Annotated in this window: 23 protein-coding genes and 1 pseudogene; 6 read left to right on the forward strand and 18 right to left on the reverse strand. The window is 63.1% G+C overall.

Features of this window, described 5'->3' with window-relative positions; genetic code table 11:
- Positions 1 to 287, reverse strand: a 287-nt coding sequence (locus BW991_RS20895) for a contractile injection system protein, VgrG/Pvc8 family (RefSeq protein ID WP_244551773.1), incomplete at its 3' end; no start/stop codon positions are given.
- A gap of 233 nt (positions 288 to 520) precedes the next feature.
- On the opposite strand from BW991_RS20895, the gene BW991_RS20900 reads away from it, so the two are divergent.
- The gene (locus tag BW991_RS20900; RefSeq protein WP_076604050.1) at positions 521 to 1,114 is read left to right on the forward strand and encodes a molybdopterin-binding protein; all 594 of its coding nucleotides are present in this window, start codon (positions 521 to 523) and stop codon (positions 1,112 to 1,114) included.
- Between the two features lie 32 nt (positions 1,115 to 1,146).
- On the opposite strand, the gene BW991_RS20905 is transcribed toward BW991_RS20900, so the two are convergent.
- Positions 1,147 to 1,815, reverse strand: coding sequence for an MOSC domain-containing protein (locus BW991_RS20905; protein ID WP_076604051.1), 669 nt, complete (start codon positions 1,813 to 1,815; stop codon positions 1,147 to 1,149).
- Positions 1,816 to 1,967: 152 nt separating this feature from the next.
- Positions 1,968 to 2,666, reverse strand: a complete 699-nt coding sequence (locus BW991_RS20910; RefSeq protein WP_076604052.1) for a DUF3592 domain-containing protein — start codon at positions 2,664 to 2,666, stop codon at positions 1,968 to 1,970.
- 770 nt (positions 2,667 to 3,436) lie between these two features.
- Here BW991_RS20910 and BW991_RS20915 point away from each other — a divergent pair.
- The gene (locus BW991_RS20915) at positions 3,437 to 5,071 is read left to right on the forward strand and encodes a methyl-accepting chemotaxis protein (RefSeq protein ID WP_076604053.1); all 1,635 of its coding nucleotides are present in this window, start codon (positions 3,437 to 3,439) and stop codon (positions 5,069 to 5,071) included.
- 158 nt (positions 5,072 to 5,229) lie between these two features.
- On the opposite strand, the gene BW991_RS20920 is transcribed toward BW991_RS20915, so the two are convergent.
- A complete protein-coding gene (locus BW991_RS20920) occupies positions 5,230 to 7,335 on the reverse strand; it encodes a D-(-)-3-hydroxybutyrate oligomer hydrolase (RefSeq protein ID WP_244551774.1) in 2,106 nt (701 codons plus the stop codon).
- Positions 7,336 to 7,727: 392 nt separating this feature from the next.
- Between BW991_RS20920 and BW991_RS20925 the strand changes: the two genes are divergently transcribed.
- Positions 7,728 to 8,387 carry a hypothetical protein gene (locus BW991_RS20925; RefSeq protein ID WP_212566933.1) on the forward strand — a complete coding sequence of 220 codons (660 nt, stop codon included), beginning with the start codon at positions 7,728 to 7,730 and terminating at the stop codon, positions 8,385 to 8,387.
- Positions 8,388 to 8,397: 10 nt separating this feature from the next.
- Here BW991_RS20925 and BW991_RS20930 read toward each other — a convergent pair whose 3' ends face one another.
- The 5 genes from BW991_RS20930 to BW991_RS23755 all read right to left on the reverse strand — a co-directional run bounded on the left by BW991_RS20930 (position 8,398) and on the right by BW991_RS23755 (position 12,689).
- Positions 8,398 to 9,111, reverse strand: a complete 714-nt coding sequence (locus BW991_RS20930; RefSeq protein WP_088179647.1) for a potassium channel family protein — start codon at positions 9,109 to 9,111, stop codon at positions 8,398 to 8,400.
- 120 nt (positions 9,112 to 9,231) lie between these two features.
- Entirely contained in the window at positions 9,232 to 9,720 is a 489-nt protein-coding gene (locus BW991_RS23750; RefSeq protein WP_139335970.1) for a hypothetical protein, read from the reverse strand.
- 410 nt (positions 9,721 to 10,130) lie between these two features.
- Positions 10,131 to 10,424, reverse strand: a complete 294-nt coding sequence (locus BW991_RS20935; protein ID WP_139335971.1) for a DUF1330 domain-containing protein — start codon at positions 10,422 to 10,424, stop codon at positions 10,131 to 10,133.
- Between the two features lie 869 nt (positions 10,425 to 11,293).
- A complete protein-coding gene (locus tag BW991_RS20940; RefSeq protein WP_076604056.1) occupies positions 11,294 to 11,914 on the reverse strand; it encodes a hypothetical protein in 621 nt (206 codons plus the stop codon).
- Positions 11,915 to 11,984: 70 nt separating this feature from the next.
- Positions 11,985 to 12,689 carry a hypothetical protein gene (locus BW991_RS23755; RefSeq protein ID WP_212566934.1) on the reverse strand — a complete coding sequence of 235 codons (705 nt, stop codon included), beginning with the start codon at positions 12,687 to 12,689 and terminating at the stop codon, positions 11,985 to 11,987.
- Between the two features lie 53 nt (positions 12,690 to 12,742).
- On the opposite strand from BW991_RS23755, the pseudogene BW991_RS24265 reads away from it, so the two are divergent.
- From BW991_RS24265 to BW991_RS20950, 3 genes and pseudogenes are all read left to right on the forward strand, one after another.
- Positions 12,743 to 12,874, forward strand: a pseudogene (locus tag BW991_RS24265) (IS110 family transposase); the annotation flags it as partial.
- 295 nt (positions 12,875 to 13,169) lie between these two features.
- Positions 13,170 to 13,754, forward strand: a complete 585-nt coding sequence (locus BW991_RS20945) for a DUF4124 domain-containing protein (RefSeq protein ID WP_076604057.1) — start codon at positions 13,170 to 13,172, stop codon at positions 13,752 to 13,754.
- A gap of 142 nt (positions 13,755 to 13,896) precedes the next feature.
- On the forward strand, positions 13,897 to 14,136 hold the full coding sequence (locus tag BW991_RS20950; RefSeq protein WP_076604058.1) for a hypothetical protein: 240 nt from the start codon (positions 13,897 to 13,899) through the stop codon (positions 14,134 to 14,136).
- 193 nt (positions 14,137 to 14,329) lie between these two features.
- Here BW991_RS20950 and BW991_RS20955 read toward each other — a convergent pair whose 3' ends face one another.
- From BW991_RS20955 to BW991_RS20995, 9 genes are all read right to left on the reverse strand, one after another.
- Positions 14,330 to 14,692: a hypothetical protein gene (locus BW991_RS20955; RefSeq protein WP_076604059.1), complete on the reverse strand. Its 363-nt coding sequence runs from the start codon at positions 14,690 to 14,692 to the stop codon at positions 14,330 to 14,332.
- A 476-nt stretch (positions 14,693 to 15,168) separates the two neighbouring features.
- Positions 15,169 to 15,468 carry a HigA family addiction module antitoxin gene (locus BW991_RS20960; RefSeq protein WP_076604060.1) on the reverse strand — a complete coding sequence of 100 codons (300 nt, stop codon included), beginning with the start codon at positions 15,466 to 15,468 and terminating at the stop codon, positions 15,169 to 15,171.
- 10 nt (positions 15,469 to 15,478) lie between these two features.
- Entirely contained in the window at positions 15,479 to 15,757 is a 279-nt protein-coding gene (locus tag BW991_RS20965; RefSeq protein ID WP_076604061.1) for a type II toxin-antitoxin system RelE/ParE family toxin, read from the reverse strand.
- 259 nt (positions 15,758 to 16,016) lie between these two features.
- Entirely contained in the window at positions 16,017 to 16,730 is a 714-nt protein-coding gene (locus BW991_RS20970; RefSeq protein ID WP_076604062.1) for a transposase, read from the reverse strand.
- A gap of 278 nt (positions 16,731 to 17,008) precedes the next feature.
- A complete protein-coding gene (locus tag BW991_RS20975; protein ID WP_076604063.1) occupies positions 17,009 to 18,019 on the reverse strand; it encodes an AI-2E family transporter in 1,011 nt (336 codons plus the stop codon).
- Positions 18,020 to 18,118: 99 nt separating this feature from the next.
- A complete protein-coding gene (locus tag BW991_RS20980) occupies positions 18,119 to 20,167 on the reverse strand; it encodes a diguanylate cyclase (RefSeq protein ID WP_076604064.1) in 2,049 nt (682 codons plus the stop codon).
- A gap of 495 nt (positions 20,168 to 20,662) precedes the next feature.
- Positions 20,663 to 21,103 (reverse strand): IS3 family transposase, encoded by a 441-nt coding sequence (locus tag BW991_RS20985; protein WP_139335973.1) that lies wholly within the window; start codon positions 21,101 to 21,103, stop codon positions 20,663 to 20,665.
- A gap of 5 nt (positions 21,104 to 21,108) precedes the next feature.
- Positions 21,109 to 21,465 carry a transposase gene (locus tag BW991_RS20990; RefSeq protein WP_139335974.1) on the reverse strand — a complete coding sequence of 119 codons (357 nt, stop codon included), beginning with the start codon at positions 21,463 to 21,465 and terminating at the stop codon, positions 21,109 to 21,111.
- Between the two features lie 738 nt (positions 21,466 to 22,203).
- Complete coding sequence (locus BW991_RS20995) at positions 22,204 to 23,724, reverse strand: transposase (protein ID WP_076604066.1); 1,521 nt, start codon at positions 23,722 to 23,724, stop codon at positions 22,204 to 22,206.
- Between the last annotated feature and the right edge of the window lie 147 nt (positions 23,725 to 23,871).

Consider the following 23,871-nt stretch of genomic DNA (forward strand, 5'->3'; position numbering starts at 1 on the left):
AGGCGGTAGCGGCTCCAGCCGCCGTCACTGCCGGGATTGGCGACCGCGCGCACGAGGCCCGAGCGCTCGCTGCGGCTGCCGTCGGAGAGCGCGGTGCGCAGCGTCACCGCCTGCCCGAGCATCGGCTCGAGGGCGAGGAAGGCATCCTGCGACAGGGTGTCGAGGTGGAACTCGAAACCGCCGGACAGGGTTTCGCGTCCCCACCAGGCTTCGACCGCGAGCGGCGGGCCGTCCGTGTGCCAGTGCAGGTCATACAGGCGGGAGCGTGCGGCGAGAGGGGAGATCATCGGGAAAGCGGGCGCGGCCGCGGTTCAGGCAGGCAAACGCGGACAGAGGATCAAAAAGACCGAAAGCATATCACGGCCGGCTCCCTGAAAATGTCAATGACAAGTCCGGAGGCGCGCCCGGCGGGAGTGCGGAGGAGTCCCGCGGACGTTGCCGTGCGGGATTTCGCTTGCATGTGCGTCGGGCAGCGGCAAGACTGATCCGACCCGACAGAGCAGTCCAAGGAGAACTACAAATGAACAAGCGTGCCTTTCTTCGCGCCGCAGCGGGGGCCGCCGCACTGCCGCTCGTCGCGCGCGCCGCTGCAGCCCGCGCGCCGGCCGCGGAACCGGTCGTGCTGACCGTCTCGGGGGGCGTCGCGCATCCGAACCGCGGCCCGCTCGACCCGGCGCTCGACCACCTGATGCACAAGCAGGGGCTTGCCTTCGCGAAGGCGCGGACCTTCACTTTTGCGGACCTTGCCGCCCTGCCGGCCATCGAGATCCGCCCGACGCTGGAATACGACGCCAAGCCGCATGTGCTGCGCGGCCCCGCGCTCGACCGCGTGCTGGAGGCGGCCGGTGCGCCGGTCGCGGACGATGCGCCGCTGGTGCTGGGCGCGTTCGACGGTTACCGGGTGGAACTCAAGCGGGCCGACGCCCGGGACCTCGGCTTCATCATCGCGACCCACATCGACGGCTCGCCCTTGCCCCTGGGCGGCCTCGGCCCCTTGTGGGCCGTGTTCGACGCGGACCGGATCCCCGGTCTCGCCGCGAAACCGCTCAACGAGCGCTTCGCGGCCTGCCCGTGGGGGCTGTATTCGATCCATCTGCCGGAGCGCGTCGGCTAGGCGTCGCCACGCCCCCGGCGCGCGCGGCGCCTTCAGTCGCGCGCGGGATTGCTCTCCAGCCACGCGGCGCGTTCGGCCAGCCGCTTGGCCTGTGCGGGCGCGAGCCCGGTCGCGGCGGCCATGGCGCGCAGCGCCGCGGGCTCGGGTCGGTGTTCCAGGGTCGCACGCCAGTAGGCCGCGACGCTGAGCCAGGGGTTGGGGCGCTCGACCAGTTCGAGCGTGTCGCCCGGCGCGATCGCGCCGCCTTCGCGCACCCGGTAGTACCAGCCGATGATTCCCTCATGCGCGACGAACAACGACGCCCCTTCGGCGTCGAGGCGGTGGTCGATCTTCCAGCATGGGCTGCGTGGCTGGCTCAGCTGCAACAGTGCGGTGCCGACCCGGAACAGGTCGCCGATGCACACCGTCTCCTCGGTCCAGCCGTGCGTCGACAGGTTCTCGCCGAGCACGCCCGGCGCGAGGCTCTGCGCGCTGGCCGGAAAGCGCTGTGCGAGGCGCGCGTAATGTTCGGCGGGATAGTGATGCACCGCCTTCTCGGCGCCGCCATGAACGCGCCGGTCGCCCTGGAAGTCGCCGGCGAGCCCCTCGGGGCCGACAGATGCGGGGCCGGCGACGGGGCTCTTGTACATGCCGGTCATCTGCCCTTCGGGCGGCAGCGGGCGCAGGGCGCCGACGAATACATGGTCGATGAGGGTGTGCATGGCGGCAATGCTACTGCCGGAATGTCCGTTCGTGTGCGCGGAGAGCCCGGCCACCGGTTGCGTGCGCGGAAGCCTCGTATCGAGGGCGCGATTCGGAGAAGGCTCCGGACTCGCAGCACTCCGGGCGACTGCCGCCCGCATTGCGGACGCCGCTACGTCGCGAGGTCCGGAAGAAACTCGAGGTCGACGTAGTACTTCGCGGGATTTTCCTTTGCGATGAATACCCGGATCTTCCGGTTCCCCATGAATTCCGAGGGATCCAGCCAGATATTGTCGCTGACGAAGATGTGCACCCTGGACGACGAGGGGTTTCGCCATTGTGTCAGAACGCGAAATGGATGCCTGCCGTTGACGGACATGGTCGTGTTTTGTTCGACGCACTGGAATTCGGTTTGAACCGGCGTTCCATGTTTCTTCAGAAATTCGATCTTCCGCCCTTTCAGTCGGCCGGCAAGGAATATTCCGGAGCCGATGAGAAGAAACGGTCCGCCCAACAGGGCGAGAATGACGGAGGCGCCCCAAAGGGAAAAGAAGCCGTTGATCGTTGCGTGCTGCGGGTCGTCCGGGCGGTAAAGCACCTCGACAGTCTGGCCTGCCGAGTAAGCCGGCGGGTTGCTTCCCGCGGACGAGACAAATTCGATCTCCTCGCCGCTTTGGCCGGTGAATTGGACAACGGGCCTGTAGGTGATCGAATTGTCCGACCTGGACGGCACAAAATCGACCACCGTGCCTTCGGCCTTCACGGACTCCGCGAGGAAGGCGCTCGTGCTCCGGTAGGCGAAAAGCGCACCCAGCAGCAGGCATATGCCCGCCACCGCGAAGACGTACTTGATGATGTTCATGACCTTCATGTTGAGTTCCCTTGTCCGGATGCCCTTTGGAAATCAGGCTTGAGTGCCCATGCGTCGGCGGCAGCTCTGGTTCCGGTATGGATCGCGCGAGTGCCGACCACGGAAAGGATGAACCCAACCGTGCGTCGCCGGTCGATGCAGTAATGACAATAAACTATTCAGTATGCATTGAGCAGGGCGGGGCGGCAAGGTGCTGTTCGGACGATTTGCAGCAAGCGCGTGCGCGGCGTCGAGCGACGCCTGGGCGTCGCCGCCAGGCAGGCGCCTCGGCCCGTGGCGCGGATGGCCGACGCATGGCACGGACGGCCGGCCGTTACACCGGCTGCTATGTCCACATCACTGTGTCGGGCGATCTCTTCCGACCATACGCTGGCGAGTGATGTGCACCTTCACACCTGCGGCGCGTTGAAGCGCTGACTACGCGGGCGTCCGTGGTTCGCCCATTGTGAGCCAAACACGGTGGATCGGCCCGCATCGAGATGCCCGGCCGATCGCGTCACCGTGTCTGACCCATGCGGCTACGACCCCGCAGCGACTGCGCGCCCGCGATGCGGACGCGACAATCGAATTGTCCGACGTCAAACCGGCCTGCGGCGCATATTGCTAAAGTTTGTAACGCAAAGGCCGTAGCAGCCTGTACCGTGAAGGCCTTAGTTGCCGGCAGGCGAGCGCACTGCTCCCGACACGGCAACACCGAGCGAGCGGCAGATCGCTTGCGCTGATGCAACGCCTTGTTTAGCGGGTTACCCGCTCTGAGAACGGAATCGAAGATGGCCTATTCGCTCACGATCAAACAGAAATTGCTGGGCTCCGCCGCGATTTCGATTGTCCTGACTCTCGGCGTCGGGCTCATCGGCTACATGTCGACGGTGCAACTGTCCGAGGCCAACGAACTCTCCACGACGTACGCCGAGGCGATCCGCTTTCACGTCGAAACCGACATGTTTCACGATGCGCTGAACAGCGACGTGCAGGCGGCGCTGCTTGCGGGATTGCGCGGCGACGCGGAGGCGCACAAGGGGGCGCTTGCGGACGTGGCCGAGCACGCCGCGTCGATGAAAACCAACGTCGCCGAGCTGGCCCGGCTGCCGATCTCCGCGGAAATCAAGCACGCGATTGCCCAGACGGACGCTCCGCTGGAGGCCTATACGAAAGGCGCCACGGAAATGGTGAAGATGGCGTTCGACCAGAACGACGCGGCGTTCGCCAGGAAGCCCCGATTCGACGAGCTGTTCGGGGAACTGGAAACGAAGCTCGAACAGGTCAGCGATCGTCTGGTCGAGGAGACCAAACGCAGCCGTGACGAGGCGATCTCGTCGGCAGCGCACCAGAAGCAGCTCACGTTGGGGGCATTGGCGATCGCACTGCCCCTTCTGCTGCTGTTCAGCGTGCTGACCGTACGCAGCATTTCGCAGCGCCTGCAAAGCCTTACCCGATTCACCCATGAACTGGCCTCCGGAGATGCCGATCTCCGCAAGCGGCTGCCTTCCGAGGGGGGCGACGAAATCGCGGGCAGCGCACGCTCGTTCAACGCATTCATGGGCACGCTGCAGCAGATCATCACCGACCTGAAGAATGATTCCGATGCTCTCCACGGGTCGGCAGCGCAACTATCGTTGTCGGCGCAGGATGGGGAAAAGCGCGCATTCGCGCAGAGCGAAGCGTCGGAGACTGCCGCAGCAACGATCGAGCAGCTGACCGTGAGCATTGCCGCGGTTGCGGCGACTTCCGAAGAGGTGCGCGCGCTGTCGAACGCCGCACGCGGACGCACCAGCGAGAGTCACGAGAATCTCGAGAAGCTGGTGCGCGAGGTCGCCGCGGTGGAAGCCGCCGTGCGCGAGATCGCCGATTCCGCCGCCGCGTTCATCGAGAGCACCACGGCGATCACGTCGATGACCCGGCAGGTGCGCGAGATCGCCGACCAGACCAACCTGCTCGCCCTCAACGCAGCGATCGAGGCCGCCCGTGCCGGCGAACAGGGGCGCGGATTCGCGGTGGTTGCCGACGAGGTCAGGAAACTGGCCGAGCGCTCGGCCAGTTCGGCGGTACAGATCGACGATGTCACCGTCGGGCTGGGGACACGCGCGGCCGAGGTCGAAAAGGCCATCCGTCGCGGCTTGCAGGCACTGGAGACGAGCCATGGATGCGTCGAACAGGTGGTCGGCTCGCTGTCTGCTGCGGATGGCTCGGTTGGCGATGCCTCCAGCGGTGTCGATGACATCGCCCGAGCGGTCCTGGAGCAGCGCACCGCGAGCCAGGGAATCGCCCGCAGCGTGGAGCAGATCGCCCGCATGGCGGAGGGGAATCACGCGTCCGTCAGGCAGACCGCCGCGGTCGCGGCGTCAATGGCGCAGACTGCATCGCAGTTGCAGGCCCTGGTGCAGCGTTTCCGCATCGCCAATTGATCCGGGCGTGCCCCGCGACTCTCGTCGACCACGCTCGGATCGAGCTCGTGGCGGAACGGCTCGCCGCAATGAACGGCGTCTGAGGCAAGCTCCTTCGGAGGAGGGCCGTGGGGGCAGGTCTTGCGCAATTTGCAGGATCCGACCCCCGATGCATCCGCTCAGTCCGGCACAACGACTTCGTTGCCGCTGACGGTGATGCGGTCGGCGGCCGCCGGTCTGGCGCTGATCGCCGGTAGATTCGCCGCGGTCAGCGGCGCGGCCGCTCCCGGAGTGCCGGTGCGCGGCGTCGCGCGTACCACCTGCGACGGCGGCAGCGGAGTGCGCGCCGTCAGGTGGCTGTACATCAGGTCGAGCGCGCGGCGGAAGTACACGTGCAGCGGGATGAAGCGCGTGTCGTAGCCGGCGAGCAGCGCGTTGCCGATGAAGGCGTCGAAGTGCTGCGCGTTGGTCACTTCGATGTAGCGCAGACGGCTGCGCGCGCCTTCCTCCAGGTGGTTCATGCCGAGGTAGGGACGCGAGGTGAAGCCGACCGGCACCAGCGCATCGGCGCGGCCATGGACGATGATCGCGGGCTTGCCGTGAAGGTCGGCACGCACGCGGACGGCTTCGATGTTCTCGTGGACGCGCCGGGCGTCGGTACCGCCGTCCGTCCAGAGCGAGCGCAGGCACAGTGCGCCATCGACGTTGAAATCGAGCTTGCCGGTCGAAGGCGAGGTCGATGCCGCGTCACGGCGCGGGCCGCCCAGCGAGGCGTCGTTGATGATCTGCAGCAGTGACGCGGGCGGAATGCCGTTGCCGGTGCCGAAGCTGAGCGCTGCCGCGCCAACCGGCCAGGGCGCCGGCGCGCCGGTCCCGTCGACTGCCGCGAAGCTGAAGTCGCACGCGCGCTCCTCGACACCGAAGCGGCCGTAGGTGTTGGCGTAGGTGACCGCGATCGGCGGCACGGCGAACGCGTAATGCGACGCGACGAGCGGAATCGACTCCGGCTCCCATCCGTAGGCGAGCAACGCGTCGAGCGCGCTGTCGCCCTGTTCGGCGGCGGTCGCGCCGGTGACCAGGCCGCGGCTCGCGAGCGCCTCGCAGCGGTTGGCCGCGAGGGCCGCGGGGACGAAGGCCGCGCCGGGAGAGCCGGCAGCGCGCGGCGACAGGGTCGCACAGGGCTGCAGCAGGTTCGCGTAGGTGGTGTAGTCGTAGAGCGTGCGGCCGCTGCCGGTGCGGATCTGGCTGCCGCGGCGGACGACGAGATCGTCGTTCTCGCGCAGCTGGATCTGCGGCTCGCCGACCGCGACGCCGTCGATCAGCTTCTCGTCGTCCTGTTCCGCGGCTGCGAGCGCGGCGCCGGCGCCGTTCGAAACGCTCGCTGCGATCACGACGGTCTTCGGCTTGACGATGGTGCGCACGACGCCCCGGAGCGTATTGACGCCGTACTTCTCGTTGAGGACGTAGAAGGCGAAGCGCACCGCGTCGAGCGTATCGCGGCCCCAGTCGGCTTCCGGATTGTGTCTGGAATGCGCGTGCTTGACCGCGACGCGGTCGGGCCACGCTGCGAGGAAGGCGGTGCGCCCGGATTCGGAAAGGTCGGCGGTGAAGTGGGAGGCATCGCCCGCGGTTGCGGCGTCCGTGCGCGTCCCGTCGATCAGGCCGACGGCGTTGGTCGCGAGATCGTGCATGCCGTTGCCGGTGCCCTTGTCCACGTAGGCGACCGCGCAGCCTCTTTGCAGCCCCCACTCGCCCGAAGTCCCGATCGCGCCGTAGATGCCGCGCGAGCCGCTCGAGGTGCCGGTGACGATGCAGGGCTTCTTCGGGTTGAAGTGCGCCGGCACCTGCACCATCAGCGTGACGTTGCGCCGCTCCGCGCCGTGGTTCGCGTACGCGAGGTATTCGGTCCCGGCGATCTTGCCGTCGCCCGGGCTGGTGATGCCGCCGGTCGCGCTGACGCTCAGGAGGGGCCCGAACAAGGTCCCATAGCCTCCGTTCGCCGAGGTGTCGATCAGCGCACGGTAATTGTTGTAGATCGCCAGGCGGCGCAGTTCGTCGGCCGTCGGTGTGGCGGACACCGCAGGCGGGACCGCCGACTGGATGCCCGCGCGGCCGAGCCCCGCGGTGAGGAGATCGTCGGATACGCCGTCGGTATCGCGCGAAACGATGTCGCCGAGAAACGCGGGTTTGTCGTTGAAGCCGAATCCGCTGCCGGGGCCGGCGAGGGCCGGCATCGCGGCCAGGGCCAATATGATCGTGGTGACGTTGCGCATGCTGGAGTACATGGGGCTTCTCCGTTATTGATCTTGCTTGCACCCGTCGGCATGAGTCGAGCACATCGTCCTATGCCATCCGCGCGCAAGTCTACGTTATTGGCAGCGTATCGCCGGGCCGATATGAGGGTTTACCCCCGTCTCCGCCAAGTCCGTCACGCACGGGTCAGTCCTTGGGGGTTCCTTGCGCCGCGAGTTCCACACCGGATGGGCTTACCGGCTGTTGCAATCGTTCGGGCGAAGGGGGGCCGGACGCTGGTTATGATCGACGCGTCCGAAGGTCCGCCGTGTCCGGCGGTGCGGGCTCCTGCCTGGTCTGACGAAGCAGACGGTCAATCACGTCCTTTCACGCCGAGCCTGTCGCCGGGCGTCGGCAAGTTGCGCGACACGTGGATATGCAATTCATGACGACATCAAAATCTGTGCGGGCCATTGCGCTGGTCGCGGCCGTGTCGGTGGTTCCGATCGGGATCGTGCTGCTGTTGCGGGTGTGGAAAGGCGTACCGATCCACATGCTGACGTCGGACGTGACGAGCGCCGCCGGCGTGCCGGCCTACACCGGTTTCCTGTCGCAACTGGGGATCTTCATGTGGGCCGGCGCGGCGGCCGTCTGCTTCTTCGCCGCGCGCCTCCTGAGCGTGCTGCCGGACTCGCGGGAGGCGCGACGCTTTTGCCTCGCGTCGGGCCTGCTGACGGTGGTGCTCGCCTTCGACGACCTGTTCCTGGTGCACGAGGAATTCTTTCCATCCTTCGGCGTTCCGGAAGAGGCCGTGCTGGCGGTCTACGCCGGTCTTGTGTCGTTCTATCTGGTCCGCTTCCGTCGCCTGATCGCGGGGACCGACTACATCCTGCTCGCGATGGCGTTCGTGTTCTTCGCCGCGTCGGTCGGCCTCGATCTGGTCAATCCGGCCGGAATCAACCCATACCTCGTCGAGGACAGCGCCAAGTTCGCGGGGATCGTGAGCTGGCTTGCATACTTCTTCTGCGCGGATACGGCGACCTTGTCGCGTGCGCAGGACATGACGCCAGCCGCGTCGGCCCGTGGGGCGCAGACGGCGAAGTGAGCGTGATTGCTCATCCTGGCCCACCTTCCGGGAACTCGCGGTCTGTTCCCTGTTTCCCCCGCGCCGTTCGGGTTGTCACCGACAGCCCGACCAACCGCGACACCACCAGGGCGAGATACATCACCCCCGTGAATTCCTCGATCATGACAAGCGCACGGGCCATCGGCAGGAGAGGCACGATGTCGCCGAGTCCGACGCCGGACAGCGTCGTGAAGCTCAAGAAGAGCAGCTCCATCCACGTGCGCGGGTTGCCCGGGGCCACGAGGGCGCCAAAACTACCCGGCAGCAAGGTCTGACACACCACGTAGGCGTAGGCGAATGCCCACGCGAGCAGGGTGAACGTCGCCCCCGCGGCGAACAGCTCGTCGACCGATGCGACGTCATCCTCGAACATGTAGGCGATCAAGCTGCCCGCTGCGTAGAAGTAGAACACGGCCTCGAGCGCGGCCATCAGGACCATTCTGCGGGGATCGAAGTCGAACGCCAGCCATATGGAAAGAACAACCACCGGGAGGGCGAGCACGACGCCGAAGCCTGTCAGCCAGGGACCGCGCTTCACGACATACAGCGCCGCACCGAGCACAAGCAGGCCGATGACACCGAACAACGCACGCTCCGCCGAGGTGTCTTCCATCAGTGGATAGAGCAGGATGCCCAGGATTTGGACACACAGGAGCGCGGCAGACGGATGCTTGACGGGGGACGCTGCGAGGCGGTTGATCATCGGCACTTTCGGCACCTCATGGTGGACGCTGGGAGAAGCTAATCGAACTAACTGGGGACTGACCCTGTTTTTCAAGGGTAGTCGGTTCAGAAAATACTAGCCCCGATTTGATTTCGTCCCCTATTTGCGCTGCGCAGGGTTAGCCGTCAGGTAAGCAGACTCAAATTCGTCCCCACCATTCAACCGCTCGATAAAAGCAAGCAGTCCGTGGCTGCCAACTTTCGCAAGCCAAGGCCTTATTTCATGCCCAGCCGCCGAATAGACAGGACGAATTTCAGTTTCGCCCTTTGCCTTACGTTCAATGTTCTTGTCCTCGCCATATCGATGAACTGCGTCGAGCCACTGCATCAATGACTTGAACGTATGCAATTCCTCGCGCGTCGGACGAGGAATATTGGTCGCCTCCAGGAATTGCCAGTGACTTTCGGCGTGTTCCGGCGCCTCACTCACTGCAACAGCCACCCCTTCATCAAACCATTGCGGCATACGCCACCACGCCCAGAGGGTCTGACGGGAGCGCAATTCAGCGTGCGACCATTCGTGAGCGAGGAAATGCCAGTTTAGTCCCCGCGGCGAAAGCAGGATCTGATTACCGTAGACCTTCGCCACAGATCCCCCCGCCCTCCAAATGTTTCGTAGCATCGTTCGCTGATACATGCGTTGACCGTGGGGTGTGAGTTCACGCTCCCATATGCGTTGCGTATGGCGTCTTCTGCCTTAACCAACGCCTCCCGGAGCTTGACTCGTGTTGCCTCATCTGCCGCAGTCTCGACGTAGATGCCTGGCGCGACGGGGGTCAAATCGAAACTCTCTGGCGCAAGAAGTTTGCCTCCCTGGAGCATGCTGCATCCGCCGACGAGGCTTGCCGAAAGCAGGAGGCCGATGATTTCAGGATGACGCATCGACAGGTGTCTCGAGAAGAAGACGCGTTAGCGGTAACCTGCAGCCGCGCGAGGCGGTTCGTTTGAGCGCCCCGCTTACGGTCATCAGGTTGACCGCAGGGCCAGAGCCGGACGCGGCTATGCAGGCACGCTGTTTTCGCATTTTGTAATTACCATGAGCGCGGCTCGATCGCGGATTTGTGCCCCCGGTCTGTATTCATCGGAAGTCCACCAGCGCTCGAAGGCCGACGAGCTTTGCCATTCTTGAATCGCGATGGCATCCCAATTTTCCGTGCCGAGGATGGGCTCGTTCTCTGTAGACCGAAAGACAATCTTTCCGCCGTACTGCGTGATAGTTGGTAGATGCCCTTTGATGTATTCAACGAACAGATCGCGGTTGATGATCTTTGCGAGAATGAGGTACTGAACCATTTGGCGTTCCTGGATAAGCTCTGACACAACCAGAAAATCGGGGGATGTCCCCAATTTCCTTTCTTGGCGCTATGCCGGGTTTGTCGGCCCGTTCATCGGGATGGCTGGTTGTACGTCAAGCATATTGTTGCCTCATGGAAGCGATTGAAGCCACTGAACGGTCAAGATGCCAGACACGAGCGCTGATGCGAACAAGGCAATCCGTTGGTTGCGCAATGACCGACCAGAAAATAGTAGTGAGACGGGAACTGGCTGTCCCGGGAAAAGCTTTTCAAAGAACCAAACCGGGCGCCAAAGAAGAAGTGCATCAACAGCGCTGAACGCGAGAAGCATGGAAAGCAAGGGCGGCGGGACAAAGGCCGAGAGCGAAGGTGCAATTTCAGCCGCCACCCAGGGAGCGCTGGCAAGGGCAACTAGGATGCACATTGTGTGTACGGCGCGTCGCCGCAATTGCTGCGGAAAGCTCGTCATGGCGTCCAATGTGCTCGAGTCGAGGAGCGCGTGGCAGCGGGCAAAGGCCGCCGTAAGGCGTCGCACGCGAACGTCCTGTCGGGCAGCAATGCGACTACTCGGGCAGTAATAGACACCCACGCTCCATTACAAAATGTGCGACACGAATAAGGCCAATGAGCCCCTCGCACGATTGGATTCGAATGCTGCTGCCATCGATGGGCGATGGTAGGGGCCGCCGAGAGAGACGCAAAATGATGGCCCGACGATGCTAACCGCGACGATCCAGTCGGATACGCTGCTCGGGCGAATTGCCACCGCACCGAGACCGACGCACGCGAGAGCAAATCAATGCGGCGACCAACTACTGCGTTGGAGTGAAACGCCAAGAGTTTTCGGTTCGATATTCATGAATGCCTTTAGGCTTCACTGTGTGACGGCAGACGACTGATGTGGCCGCGCCATAGAAGCCACGCCGTGAGATAGCCCCAGAGACCAAACATTCTCTCGATCAGCGTGACAAACGCGAGATCAGTAGGAGCCGTTCCTTCCGTTGCCAACAGCAATGCTCCAATGCCAAGAGCCGCGCCGGTGCCGAGCGCAATGTGTCCGACGACGACGGCGACGATCGATGCGAGGCTCGAGAGAACGCCGACAGCTCCTACCACCTTGAGCGTGCGTTGCCGATGAAGGAACGCCAGAGACCAAAAGAGCATTGCCGCGAGAAGAAATGCTGCGTAGAGAAGGTAATACCTGCCGGCAAACTCCGTGGCAACGCCGATAGCGATCTGGATCTTGGCTGCGACAGCAATGGAAAAGAAGACAAAGCCAGCACGATTGAGTGGCTTGTGCATGCCCATCTCGTCGCAGAAGGCCCAAGCTGCGAATGCAGCAAGCGCAAGTGACAGCATTCGAAGGGGCGCAAGCGGTGCGGAGAAGTGCGAGAGCAGCAAGATCAGAAAGGCGGCTACCGCAAGCGCGACTGCGCCCACTTTCGCGTTCAGGGACGTGGCGCGGGAGGCCAAGAGTGACGTATTCATGCGTGTGCCTCGTGGAGTGACTGGGCGAAGTGCTCCAATGTTCTGCGGCACTTCAACATTGCGCAACCGGTTACCAGAACTCATTCCCAATCTCACGCATACACCTCAGTGGCTTCGGATCGTTCGATTTGACGGACGTTCTTCTTCGACGGTCTTCATTTCCAGCGGTCGTGCGTATTTCTTTTCCAGTGACGTAATTGATGCTCGTGTTCGACTCGTCAAGAGAGGCTCTGTGCATGAAGTTCGCGTCATAACCGATCAGACGGAAACATTCTTCCTGAAACCGAAATGTTAATGTGGCATTGCCAGTGTACCAGGAGCCCGCACTCGCCCAATAATGATAAGCGACATATAAGTTGCCTTTCCTGATGTCAATTCCGCTGAAGCGGTCTTCCATCAATGGATCATCATCTGCCGGAATCAATGTTTTGCTATGTGAAATAAGGTCGTAATGACCCGCAGGGCTTGAAAACATGACAGCCAATATTCTCGGGTTTCCGTTTCGGCCATCAATAAACAACGTTTGATCCATCTTTCGTAACACAATAGCGGTGTCAGCTTTGCCGTCGTGATTAAGGTCGCCGCTGACTTTTGATTCGATTTCCCATCCGCTTGGAACAAACTTCTCAACTGAGTTGGCGCTTGCAGGTAACCGCAATGCCAAAGCAATATCGGCAGAGTTCGCGCCGAAGGCCGTAAGTAGCAACAGGGCGACGATTGCGCGAATCATGGTGTGCCTAACGAATGAAATGGACTCCCCCTGCACCTGGGGCATCGATGTGCCAGATTGGGATTGCGAAAGTCTCAACACGGTGAGGAGGAGTCCAAATGAACGTTACCACTGTCGGCATCGACCTGGCGAAGAATGTATTCAGTGTGCATGGGGTCGGAAGGGATGGCAAGGCGCTGCTGAGGCGCAGTGTCGGGCGCGCGGATCTGTTGCCGATGTTCGCGCTGATATAAATCGTGGTCTGTCCCCTATTTCACTCTACTGATATAAATCGTGGTCTGTCCCCTATTTCACTCTATTTCATGTCCCAGCAGACAGGGGCAAAGGGCAAGACCCCAGGACCGCTCGGGACTGCCCGGGACCGCCCTCGATCGACCTGTCAGACGTCACTTGTGAGACCGAGTTCGGGCTACTAGTATGTCAATGGCAATGATTGCATCTGGCATGCATTGGTCCGCCCCAACGCGTTCGAGCAGACCTCGGCGTGCAAGTCGATGCGACATGACAACTGCAAGGAGGGTGCCAATGCGGAACAACCTGACGATCCTGCAGATCCTCTTGATCGCAGCTGCGACGGCCGGAGCCACCATCTACAAGTGGGTCGATGAGCAGGGGGTGACCCAGTATTCGGATACGCCGTTGAAGAATTCCAAGAGTCAGCCCCTTGAGATTGAACCGGAACGGGTCCCGGCATCGCCCGAAACCGAAAAGCAATTGCCGACCGAGAGTTGGAGGGAGAAGGCGGACGCGTTTCGAGAGCGGCACCAGGCGCGTCAGCAACAACTGGAGGATGAGCTGAAGAAGCAGCGGCAGGACGCCGAACAGGCGGCGATCCGGCGCGGCGAGCGCACTCCTGTCGGTGGCGAGAGCGGTGCAACGCAACCCCTGCAGCAAGCCGTCCTGAGCACCATCGTCATGCTCTTCAGCGCGAAAGCCCCGGACTGTACCAACCACAAGATCATCGACACCGAATTGATCGAGAGAAGCCGGCGCCCAAGACAGTACGTGGAGCGTTGGACGGTCGATCGATGTGGGCAAGCGGTACGCTACCGGGTGACCTTTATGCCGAGCCCGCGAGGCGGGACCGACTTTATCGTGGAAGCGGAATAGGCAGAGCCGCTACGCACAGCGACGGAGTGCGACGCCCCCTCGACGCCGAGCCGCACCGACCCCCTACGGAATAAACCGCTATGGCGAGTTGTTCACTTCACACGCAGGCATATCCGTCCGCGTTGTTACCGAGGAGGCTTCCATGAAAAAAATCGTCATCCTGGCCCTTGCCGCGCTGTTCTCCGGCAGCGCCCTGGCCCTCCACTGCCCCGCCGACATGAAAAAGATCGACGCCGCCATCACCGCCAGCCCCAAGCTGACCGATGCGCAAATGAGTGAGGTCAAGCAGCTGCGCGCCGACGGCGAAGCCTTGCACAAGGCCGGCAAGCATCAAGAATCCGTCGACACCCTGGCCAAGGCGATGAAGATTCTCGGCATTTGAGCTGAGAGTCCCGCGCGCACGGGATTGAGCTCGATATAGCGCTGACAGGCCAGGAGATACCCGTCGGACTGCGTTGGGCCGGGGCGGTAGCGGCCTTCCCAGAGGCTGCCGCGGCGCCGGGTTCATCACTCGCGAAATGAGCGGCAACCGCAAAAGCACGTTCGCCGCCGGAATTCCGCTGAAACGGCACGGATCATTCGGTGGGAGCGAATCCGTAGTATGAGCCGTAGGCGGACGGGGCCGGTGCGTAGGCGGCAACCTTGATCGCGTCCGCCAGTGTGACCTGGTTGGTGAAGCCGTCGACACCGCCTTCCTCGCCGCTCCAACGCTCCTCGACCTCCTTCTCGGTCAGACCGTCAAGATCGAGGTGCCTGTCGAAACGCTCGGAGCGGTACTCGAAAGCGGTGTCATGGGCGATGAACAAGGTATGAGCGCATGCGGTAATGCGAGTCTCATCAGCCGGGTCGGCCCCCATGACACGCGTGCCGCAGAACGGGCAATGCACGGGAGTGTAGTAATAGGTTCTGAGTTCGGTTCGCTGGATGGGGCTTCGCATGGTGTGTTCCTTGTCGTGTTGAAACGGCGGGTCTTGACTGCCGCGGCGGCCAGGCCGAAACGAAGTGCGCGGGCAGACAAACTGCGTGCCGGGGGTGACCAAGCCGTTACTTGATAATGCGGGGCATAGCCTCTGGGTGAGGCGAGATCAAGAAGGCGAACTGAGAATGGGGAATTGACGCCGCAGAACTGCGGACACTAGACCAACAAGACAGCAACACTACCTGGAAATCGCGCTGCCTACGATACGCGCCATTGGCGCCCATGGCAAACTAAACATTTGAAAACATACGATAACATCATGCTCGCGCCGTGTCTGAGGCGGGAGGGATCGGGGCTGTTGCCAATTTTCCGCGCTTCCTGATCAGTCTTCTGCCGTCGTGTCCGTCTCGGGAAACAATACGGCGGTGAAACCGAAGCGCGCAGGACGAATTGTGGGCAGACCACGATTTGCTCACGGTCGGAGCCTGTCGCCGGTTAAGCCGCCTTCTGCTGCACGGGTGCGACGCGAGGAAGCTTTCCGCCGTGGCGCGCCTGCCACAAATCGTAAGCGATCTGCATGCGAAGCCAGATGTCAGCGGTGGGCCCATTCAGCCATTGTTCGAGGCGCAGCGCCAGGTCAGGTGAAACGGGCGCGCGCCTATGCAATACGCGGGAAAGCTGGACCCGGGAAACTCCCAGTTGGCGGGCGGCCTCGGAAACCGTCAGGCCGAGCTCGGGCAGGACATCCTCGCGCAGCGTTTCGCCGGGATGGGGCGGATTGTGCATCGCTGCCATGGTGAACTCCTCAGTGATAGTCCTGGTAATCGACGAGCACGGCGTCCTCGCCCTCGAATGCGAAGGTCAGGCGCCAGTTCCCGCTGACCGACACGGCCCAGTGACCGTTCAAGTTGCCTGCCAGCGAATGCAGCTTCCAACCGGGCACGTCCATGTGTCCAGGATGCGTCGCCTCATTTAGCAGGGCGAGCTGCCGGGCCAGCCGGCCGGCGTGGGCGGCAGTGATGCCAGCCTTGCTGCCCGTTCTGAAGAAAGCTTCGATCCCTTTGTGGAGAAAGCTCTTTATCATTGACTGTATCGTAGTATGTTACAGATGATCGGGCAAGCCGAATGGTTCCGGTTGCGCGTGCGACGTCGGGCGTCCGGCACTTGAACCGCAGAATATCGGCGCCGTCGAAATATGGCAATCGCGTAAATGGGGGCTGTCGGAGAAGGTGGCAGATCGAAAGAATCTGCGCCCAGAGGGATGACGAATTGGGGACAGACCACGTTTTTCAGACGAATTGGGGACAGACCACGTTTTACAGTGGCTGTAAATTCGCGCAACCTCACACAAAGATCTGTGGTTCGGGCGGCGGTGCTCTTCGTGGTCGCCCCGCTTTACCCGGCTGGGCCCGGCGCCCCAGCGCGGCGGTCACCTGTGCGCCGAAAAGCGCTGTGCCGAGCGCGAAATTTCCATTCGTCGCCCGTCGAATCTCGTCGACCATGCCAGGGTCGAGATCGTGGCGGAACAGTTCGCGATAGGCTGCCTGCCGCTCAAGCGCATTCCGGCCGAGCGTCTCGAAGACTTCGTGCGGAACCACGAACGTGCCGGACTCGCCTTGGGCGTTGGCGCGATAACTGGACCAGGGGTAATCGGCCGGATGGACGACCATCCCGGCGCGCACGGGATTGAGCTCGATATAGCGCTGACAGGCCAGGAGATACCCGTCAGATTGCGTTGGGCAGGAGCGGTAGCGGCCTTCCCAGAGGCTGCCGCTGCGCTGGTATGTCCGGTTGACGTACTGCACGTAGCGTTGACCGAGGGCCTTCATCATCTCGCCCGGCGCTTCGGCACGTGGGGCCGAGACGAGCAGGTGAACGTGATTGGTCATGAGGACGTAAGCGTGGATGCGGCAACCGGTCGTTGCCGCGTACTCGTCGAGCCAGTCGAGATAGCGACGGTAGTCCTCGTCTGCGTAGAAGCAGGCCTGCCGGTTATTGCCGCGCTGGATCAGGTGAAGTGGAACGTGAGGCAGGGACAGGCGAGGGCGGCGCGGCATGGCGGTGAGCGAAAGATGTTGAATGCATAAATGCTACACGACTCCTCGCTCATCCTCGTTCATCTTCGTGGAAATCGTGGTCTGTCCCCTATTTTCCTCCCCTATTTTCCGACCGCCTGGATCGAAGGCGGCGGCCTGGACGAGCACGGCATTCCGCGGGCCTTGTTGCCGCACGATTGATGCGCACTCGACGGACGAGTGCGCGGAATCAGGGACAGATCACAATTCGCCGTTCCGGATCCCGCCCGAAAAACGTGGCGCGTTGCCGACGTTGCGATTCACAGCAGCTCGTGGGCGGCCAGTTCCGCCTTGACGTACGCGTAGAGGATGGGTGCGAGCACGAGGCCGGCGACGCCGAACAGCGAATCCATGATCAGCATCGCCAGCAGCAGCTCCCAGGCTGCCGCGTTGATGCGCGAGCCCACGATCCGCGCGTTGATGAAGTATTCGAGCTTGTGGATGAGTACCAGAAAGGCCAGCGACCAGACCGCGACGACCGGCGCGGCCCCGGCGCTCACCACCACGATGACGGTGTTCGAGATGAGGTTGCCGATCACCGGCAGCAGGCCCGCGAGGAAGGTGATCGCGATCATCGTCTTCGTGTAGGGTAGCGGATGACCGAGCAGCGGCAGGACGAGCACCAGATAGATCGCCGTCAGGGTCGTGTTGATCGCGGAAATCCGCGCCTGCGCGAAGACCACGTTCGAGAAGGCGCGCGCGAAGTAGCCGATGCGCGTGCGCAGCGCCTGCGCGAAAGGCCGCGTTTCGGCGTGATCGACAAAGCGGTGGAAGGCCACCATCGCGCCGATGATCACCGCCAGCACGACATGCACCATGGTGCTCGCCGTGCCCTTGCCGATGTTGCCCAGCTGGTCGGCGTTGTGCCTGAGCGCCTCCGACATCGCCAGCTTGAGATCCGCCGCGCTGCGCGGCAGGTTCTCGACGACCACCGCCGGCAGAATCGTTTCCGCCTTGGCGATGATCGCCGCCATTTTTTCGAGCAGGCTGCCGAATTCCTCGCTCATCCCCTTGGCCGCGAAGATCCCGAACATCACGGCCCCGGCGACGATGCCCGAGAGGCCCAGAAACACCGCCAGCGCGGCCAGCGCCTTCGAGTGCTTCAGGGAGACGCGCCGGAAGATGCCGTTTGCGAGCAGGGTGATGAACTGGCTGGTCAGGATCCCCGCGAACAGGGCCGCCACCATGTGATGCAGCAGGACGAAGGCGGCCAGCATCGCCATCACGGCAAAACTGGCGAGCTCGACGGTGGAGCGAGTGCGGTGTTGCATGAGTTGAGTCCGGAACGCGGTGTTGACGATAGGGCACCGCCTTTTTCGCACTCGTCGCGACATCGCGCAACGCCGTGCATGCGTGCATATCGGGTTAACTTAACAGCATTGGGGCTGAGCGCGCTTGCTCAGGTAGGGAAAATAGGCCCGGTCCCGGCTGACGATATGCTTGGCGACCATGTCGTGGGCGAGGAAGGTGAAGAGCGCTCCGAAGTCCGCGCCGCCGCGGCGGAAGTCCTCGATCAACGCGTCCGCCCTGGCGGTGAGCGCGTCGTGCATCTGCACATGCGCGGCGAGGTCGGGGTAGCCGACGCGCTGCAGGAGGCGTTCTTCGTCGCGGAAATGGCGCACCATTTTGCGGTGCAACGCGTCGATGGTAGCGCGAATCTCCTCGACGGGCCGCTCCGCAACGACCAGGGCCCAGAGCGCGTTGATTTCGTCGAACAGCTCGCGGTGTTCGGAGTCCAGTTCGGCGTCGCCGCTCTGGAAGGCGGCGTGCCAGACGAGTTTGACCAGTCCGTCGTGCCCGGCCACGCGGCCGACCACGGCATGGTCGGCCTCGACGCGGTTTCGTCCGCCCTGTTTGGCGCGGTATAGCGCGGCATCGGCGCGCGCGATCCATTCGTCGCGGGATTCGGCGTCGCCCAGTTCGGCCACGCCGAAACTCGCCGTGACGCCGCCGACGCCTTCCATGCGGTGCGCCGCGATGCAGGCTCGCGTGCGCTCGGCCAGCACGGCCGCGTTCGCGAGATCGGTCTCGGGCAGCAGCACGAGAAACTCCTCGCCGCCCCAGCGGGTCAGCGAATCGGACGTGCGCAAGGTGCTGCGGATGCGGTTCGCGACCGTTCGCAGGACCTCGTCGCCTTTGACGTGGCCGTGGCGGTCGTTGATTCCCTTGAACAGATCGACGTCGAGCAGCATCAGCGCAAGCGGATGGCGATAGCGGCGGGCGCGCTCGAGTTCCTGCGCCACGACTTCATGGAACTGGCGTCGATTCCACGCCCCGGTCAGCATGTCGGTGCCGGCGAGCTGGTCGAGCTGCTTCAGGGTTTGCAGCAGGGCCTGCTCCTTGTCGCGCAGCCTTGCCACCAGACCATTGAATCCGAGCAGCAGGTCGCCGACCTCGTCCCGGCGCGCCACGGGCAGCGGCGCGAGTTCCCGCTTGCCTTCGGCCATCTCGCGCATCGAACGGGCCGCGTTGGTCAGCGGGCGCAGCATGCGCGGCAGCAACACCAACAGGATGAGGCTCAGGAACAGCATCGTCACGAACGAATTGCGCCACAGCAGGCGGCGCAGCTCCGCGACCGGCTGCGACACCTCGGCCGTCGGCTTGTGCGCGACGACGATCCATCCGGTGTCGGGCACGGCCGCGATGGCCGCGAGTTCGTCCGTGCCCTGCGCGTCGACCATGATGCCGGTGCCCCGATATCCGGCCAGCGCGCGATCGAGCAGCGGGTTGACGCCCGGTGCCGGGGTGGGCCGGAGCACCATCGCCGGGTCGTTCGAGGCGACGACCACGCCGTCGGCGGGGGAGATCACCAGGAATCCGCCGCTTGCGCCCAGCAGCGTCTGCTGCAGATCGTCAAAGCCACCCGCGTCGAGCCGCAGCCCGCCCGCCAGCACGCCCAGCACGCGCCCGTCGGCACCGCGCACCGATGCCGCCATGACGATGACCGGTGCGCCGTCGGCGCCGTTGCGCTGCGGCCGGCTGATCACCGCCCCCTCCGAGCCGAGTGCCGCGCGGAACCAATCGGCCTCGGCAGGGGCGGGCAAGGGCGACGGATCGGCGGCCGTGGGGCTGTCCGCCACCCGCTCGCCATCGGGCTGCAGCACCCGCAGCCCGCGGTCGAAGAGCGGGTTCAGGCGTTCGCGCTCGCCGAGCCACGCCGCGAGCTGCGCGGGCTGCCGCAACAGCGCAGGCGGTAGCGTGCCCGCCAATTCACCGATCAGCGCACGGCGCACCCGGAGGCTGTAAGCGATGTCCCGTGCGACGTAGGTCGCGATCGACAGCTGCGCGTCCGCGACGACTTCGTGCACGCGGTCCCGCACCGCGGGCAGGATGACGAGCTGACGCACCAGCACCCCGACGACGATGAGTACGACGCCGAGTCCGAAGAGGCGGAATTTCACGGTGCGGAAGAACGACATCAGGAGCAGGGCCTCGCGGGCAGTGCACGCAGTGTATCCGCGTCCAGCACGCAAATGAATTGCGAACGACCCCGGCAGCGGTCGAAGGCAGGGGGGGCCGGCGCTAGCATGAATCGGGGACTGAATCGGGGACGGACCACGTTTTTCCGGGAACACACTGCGCGAGGTCACGCAAGGAGGTCTGGTTCAGGCTGGGGCGGCCTTCGTGGTTGCCCCGGCTTGCCCGGCATCGCCCGGCGCCCAAGTGCGCTGGGCGGACGCTTACGATGCGGCAGCCAGTTGTCGCTGCGTACTCGTCGAGCCAGTCGAGGTACCGCCGTAGTCTTCGTCCGCGTAGAAGCAGGCCTGCCGGTTATTGCCGCGCTGGATCAGGTGAAGTGGAACGTGAGGCAGGGACAGGCGAGGGCGGCGCGGGATGGCGGTGAGCGGAAGATGTTGAACGCATAAATGCTACACGACTCCTCGCTCATCTTCGTGGAAATCGTGGTCTGTCCCCTATTTTCCGAGAGACCATCCGAGCAAGCGCCTCGAATGGCGATCCATCACTGTGGCGAGGTAACGCCACTGATTGCGTACTTTCAAATACGTGACGTCACCGACCCAGACCTGATCGGGACGCTCTACGTCGATTTTGTGTGCCTTGCTCTCAACACTGTCGAAGAACTGCGCAAGGCGAGGCATACGACGGTAAAGCGTCGCGGAACAGGCGCGAACACCGTGCTCACGCATCAGGCGCTCTACGCGTCGCTTACCGACACCTTCGCCTGCTTTTCTCAATGCCGCATGCACGCGCGGACTGCCGTAGGTCTCGCGACTGGCCTGATAGACCGCTTGAATCTTGTCCAGCAGACGGGCGTCCTCATTGGCACGAGCGCAGGCCGGGCGCTGTCGCCAAGCATAATAGCCAGAGGGGCTGACACCGTAGAGCCGGCACATCGTCCTCACCGGGAACGCTTCCTGACAGTGCTCGATGAAGGCAAAGACGTCCCCTTTCGAGCGGAAGTGAACGCGATGGCTTTTTTTAACAGCTCGTGCTCCAGCTTCAGGCGCTCGTAGTCCTTCTTGAGCTTGCGTAACTCCTTGAGCTCGGCCGCCACATCCTTATCGATCTCAACGGTCTTGGTCAGGATCAACCCCTCGCGCGCCTGCTTGCGCCATCGCGACAACATGAACGGATGAATGGAAAGTGAGGCCGCGACATCATTCACCCTTACCCCCGGCAACTGGCTCAGCCGTACTGCCGTTGCCTTGAAATGAGCACTATATCGGCTGGTCGTCCTGGGTCCTGGTTTGGGCATTGCACACACTCCTGAACAGTTTGTTCAGGGTGTCCACCAAACCGTAGGAACCACCCGGTCCGGTGCATTGAGATGTTAGACGAAATAGTCATTTCATATAAGCTCGGAGACGTCGAATTATAAACACTGCCAGTCCGCCAACGACGGCGCCGGCAACAGCAAAAACAAGAAACGCAATATCGGCGAGCAGAGCCGTAAGAACATGATCTCTCCTTAGGCCGCAGGCTCCCCACGGCTCACTAGACGCGGCGAAGGCACTGAATCTGATTGCTAAATGCAACGCAAGCACTGTGAACCAGATTTCTATGGGCCACCGCGAAGCTATAGAAATAAAAATTAACCCAAGAATTGCGGGGGGTGCAAATGCTAGCATCCATTCAATTCCGCCAGAAGCCAAGAGCGAGTCTACTACTCCTGGCATAGGTGGGCGTGGGGTCTCGCATAGCCATTTATTTAGAGATTCCCGCCACGCCTTCTGTCGCCCCAATGCAATGGACTCCAGCAGCGCACTGCAAAACACAAAAAATAGAATGCCGCGGTGCTTCATGTAGTTCGAGAACTAACGAGGGTGTAGAAAAACTCGATTTCCGGGCAAGCGATCCGTGTCGGCGATAGCCGACGATGTCTGGTTCGTCATTTTGCGGTCTGGATCAGCCTGAGTCCGTCATACGTTCGTCTTTCGTCGTTCGCGCCCTGTGCCCCGTATGCGTGGCGGCGTGCTGCCGTGGCGTGCCCCGCTCATTGTGCATACCCGTGGTGCGCCAGCTTCTCGATGTTGTGCACCATGCAGTAGAGCTTCCACTGGCCGTCGACCTTGCATCGGCCGCGTAATGTGAAGCGGTGAAGCCGCTTGTTGTTTCTCAGATTGCCGAAGACCGGCTCGACGGTGGCAAAGCGCGCGGTGATCATGCTCTTGCCTGTGTCGGTGTCGATCCGCTGTTTCATCCGCTCCGTGTGGCTCTCTTCACTGGCGCGCTTGCCCTGGAAGAAGGCGACTTGGCGCGTCTTGGTCTTGTCAGGGGTGCGCAGACACTGGTCGCGCTGCACGCACGGCACGCAGTCGCGCTCGGCGCCGCGAAACTTCATCGCGGCATAGCCGTTGAAGGTGCAGTTCGAGCCGTTCGAGTACAGCTTCTTGCCGGCCGGGCAGACGCAGTGAGAGCGGTCGTTGGCCAGCGTGAAATCGGCAGGCCGGAAGCAGCGCGTCTTCCGGTCTACCTTCCGTTTGTCCCACAGCGGATCGGGCTTCGCCTTGTGACTCGCCTGCCCGGCATATCGGGTGTCTCGGCTGCGGTAATCGTTGTCGCAGACGTAAGCGTCGATCCTGCCGTCCGCCAGCGCCTTCAAGTTCGCTTCCGAATGGTAGCCCGCGTCGGCACAGATCGTAGTGTCGGGCGTCCGGAACGGCGCAGTCGCCTCGACCACCGGCAGGAGCAGTTCCTGCTCGGAGCCCGTGCCGTGCGCCTGGGCGTCGACGACGATCTGGTTCTTCGCATCGACCGCGGCCACCCCGGTGTAGCCCTGGATCACGCCTTTGCCGGTAGCCATCTTGGCCGATTCATTGTCGGTGCGATTGCTCAGCCGCGGTTTGCCTTTGGCGCTGCGCCGCTCGTGGGGATGCGCGTCCAGCCAAGCGCGGATCTTCGCCGCTTCGGCTTTGAGTCGTTCCAGCGTATGCGCCGCGCGTGAGGCCTCGGCGTCTTCGCCGTTCATGTCGGCCGTGGCGTGGCTGGCCATGATGCGCTTGACCGCCGTCTCCATCTTGTCGGCCTCGCGCAGGAAGTCTGCACGGGTACCGCTCCTGGCCTTGCTCGCGTTGGCCGGCAGCTTCACCCCATCGATGGCAAAGAGTTCGCGTCCGATCAATCCTTGCCGATCACAAATCATCAGCACCCGCGCAAAGATCCGGGCCGCTTCGTCACCGAGTTCGGCGACGAAGCCGGCGATTGTCGTGAAGTGCGGTGCGCTGTCGCCCGACACCGCCATGAACAGCACGTTATCGCGGCAGGCTGCGGCGATGGCACGCGAACTCACCAACCCGCGCGAGTAACCGAGCAGCACGATTTTGAGCAACACGGCCGGTGAGAACGCCGGCGCGCCCGTCGTGTCATTGCGGTAGCGCGCGCGTAGCCCCGAAAGATCGATCTCGTGGTCGACCAGATGACAGAGTGCGTGCTCGAAACTCCCCGCAATCACCTGCCGGTCGAAATCCACCGGGATCATCTTGAGACCATAGTCGGGCGTCTTGAAGCGGGGCATCGCGGAACTCCGGGAGACGTTGCCGAATTATACCGGAGGCATTGGTGTGTACGCTGCGGCCGGGGTTTTTCTACAGCCTCAACGTCTGAATTCACCGGACTGCGCGGCTTTTCGCGCAGGTCCGGTGGAATGATGGGTTGGGCGCCG

It is taken from the genome of Aromatoleum tolulyticum, assembly GCF_900156155.1.
GTDB lineage: Bacteria > Pseudomonadota > Gammaproteobacteria > Burkholderiales > Rhodocyclaceae > Aromatoleum > Aromatoleum tolulyticum.

Excerpts from the sequence above, each read along its gene's own strand:
- BW991_RS20900 (WP_076604050.1), top strand. The coding sequence starts at position 521 with ATGAACAAGCGTGCCTTTCTTCGCGCCGCAGCGGGGGCCGCCGCACTG.
- BW991_RS20905 (WP_076604051.1), bottom strand. The coding sequence starts at position 1,815 with ATGCACACCCTCATCGACCATGTATTCGTCGGCGCCCTGCGCCCGCTG.
- BW991_RS20910 (WP_076604052.1), bottom strand. The coding sequence starts at position 2,666 with ATGAAGGTCATGAACATCATCAAGTACGTCTTCGCGGTGGCGGGCATA.
- BW991_RS20915 (WP_076604053.1), top strand. The coding sequence starts at position 3,437 with ATGGCCTATTCGCTCACGATCAAACAGAAATTGCTGGGCTCCGCCGCG.
- BW991_RS20920 (WP_244551774.1), bottom strand. The coding sequence starts at position 7,335 with ATGTACTCCAGCATGCGCAACGTCACCACGATCATATTGGCCCTGGCC.
- BW991_RS20925 (WP_212566933.1), top strand. The coding sequence starts at position 7,728 with ATGACGACATCAAAATCTGTGCGGGCCATTGCGCTGGTCGCGGCCGTG.
- BW991_RS20930 (WP_088179647.1), bottom strand. The coding sequence starts at position 9,111 with ATGATCAACCGCCTCGCAGCGTCCCCCGTCAAGCATCCGTCTGCCGCG.
- BW991_RS20935 (WP_139335971.1), bottom strand. The coding sequence starts at position 10,424 with ATGGTTCAGTACCTCATTCTCGCAAAGATCATCAACCGCGATCTGTTC.
- BW991_RS20940 (WP_076604056.1), bottom strand. The coding sequence starts at position 11,914 with ATGAATACGTCACTCTTGGCCTCCCGCGCCACGTCCCTGAACGCGAAA.
- BW991_RS23755 (WP_212566934.1), bottom strand. The coding sequence starts at position 12,689 with ATGCCCCAGGTGCAGGGGGAGTCCATTTCATTCGTTAGGCACACCATG.
- BW991_RS20945 (WP_076604057.1), top strand. The coding sequence starts at position 13,170 with ATGCGGAACAACCTGACGATCCTGCAGATCCTCTTGATCGCAGCTGCG.
- BW991_RS20950 (WP_076604058.1), top strand. The coding sequence starts at position 13,897 with ATGAAAAAAATCGTCATCCTGGCCCTTGCCGCGCTGTTCTCCGGCAGC.
- BW991_RS20955 (WP_076604059.1), bottom strand. The coding sequence starts at position 14,692 with ATGCGAAGCCCCATCCAGCGAACCGAACTCAGAACCTATTACTACACT.
- BW991_RS20960 (WP_076604060.1), bottom strand. The coding sequence starts at position 15,468 with ATGGCAGCGATGCACAATCCGCCCCATCCCGGCGAAACGCTGCGCGAG.
- BW991_RS20965 (WP_076604061.1), bottom strand. The coding sequence starts at position 15,757 with ATGATAAAGAGCTTTCTCCACAAAGGGATCGAAGCTTTCTTCAGAACG.
- BW991_RS20970 (WP_076604062.1), bottom strand. The coding sequence starts at position 16,730 with ATGCCGCGCCGCCCTCGCCTGTCCCTGCCTCACGTTCCACTTCACCTG.
- BW991_RS20975 (WP_076604063.1), bottom strand. The coding sequence starts at position 18,019 with ATGCAACACCGCACTCGCTCCACCGTCGAGCTCGCCAGTTTTGCCGTG.
- BW991_RS20980 (WP_076604064.1), bottom strand. The coding sequence starts at position 20,167 with ATGTCGTTCTTCCGCACCGTGAAATTCCGCCTCTTCGGACTCGGCGTC.
- BW991_RS20985 (WP_139335973.1), bottom strand. The coding sequence starts at position 21,103 with ATGTGCCGGCTCTACGGTGTCAGCCCCTCTGGCTATTATGCTTGGCGA.
- BW991_RS20990 (WP_139335974.1), bottom strand. The coding sequence starts at position 21,465 with ATGCCCAAACCAGGACCCAGGACGACCAGCCGATATAGTGCTCATTTC.
- BW991_RS20995 (WP_076604066.1), bottom strand. The coding sequence starts at position 23,724 with ATGCCCCGCTTCAAGACGCCCGACTATGGTCTCAAGATGATCCCGGTG.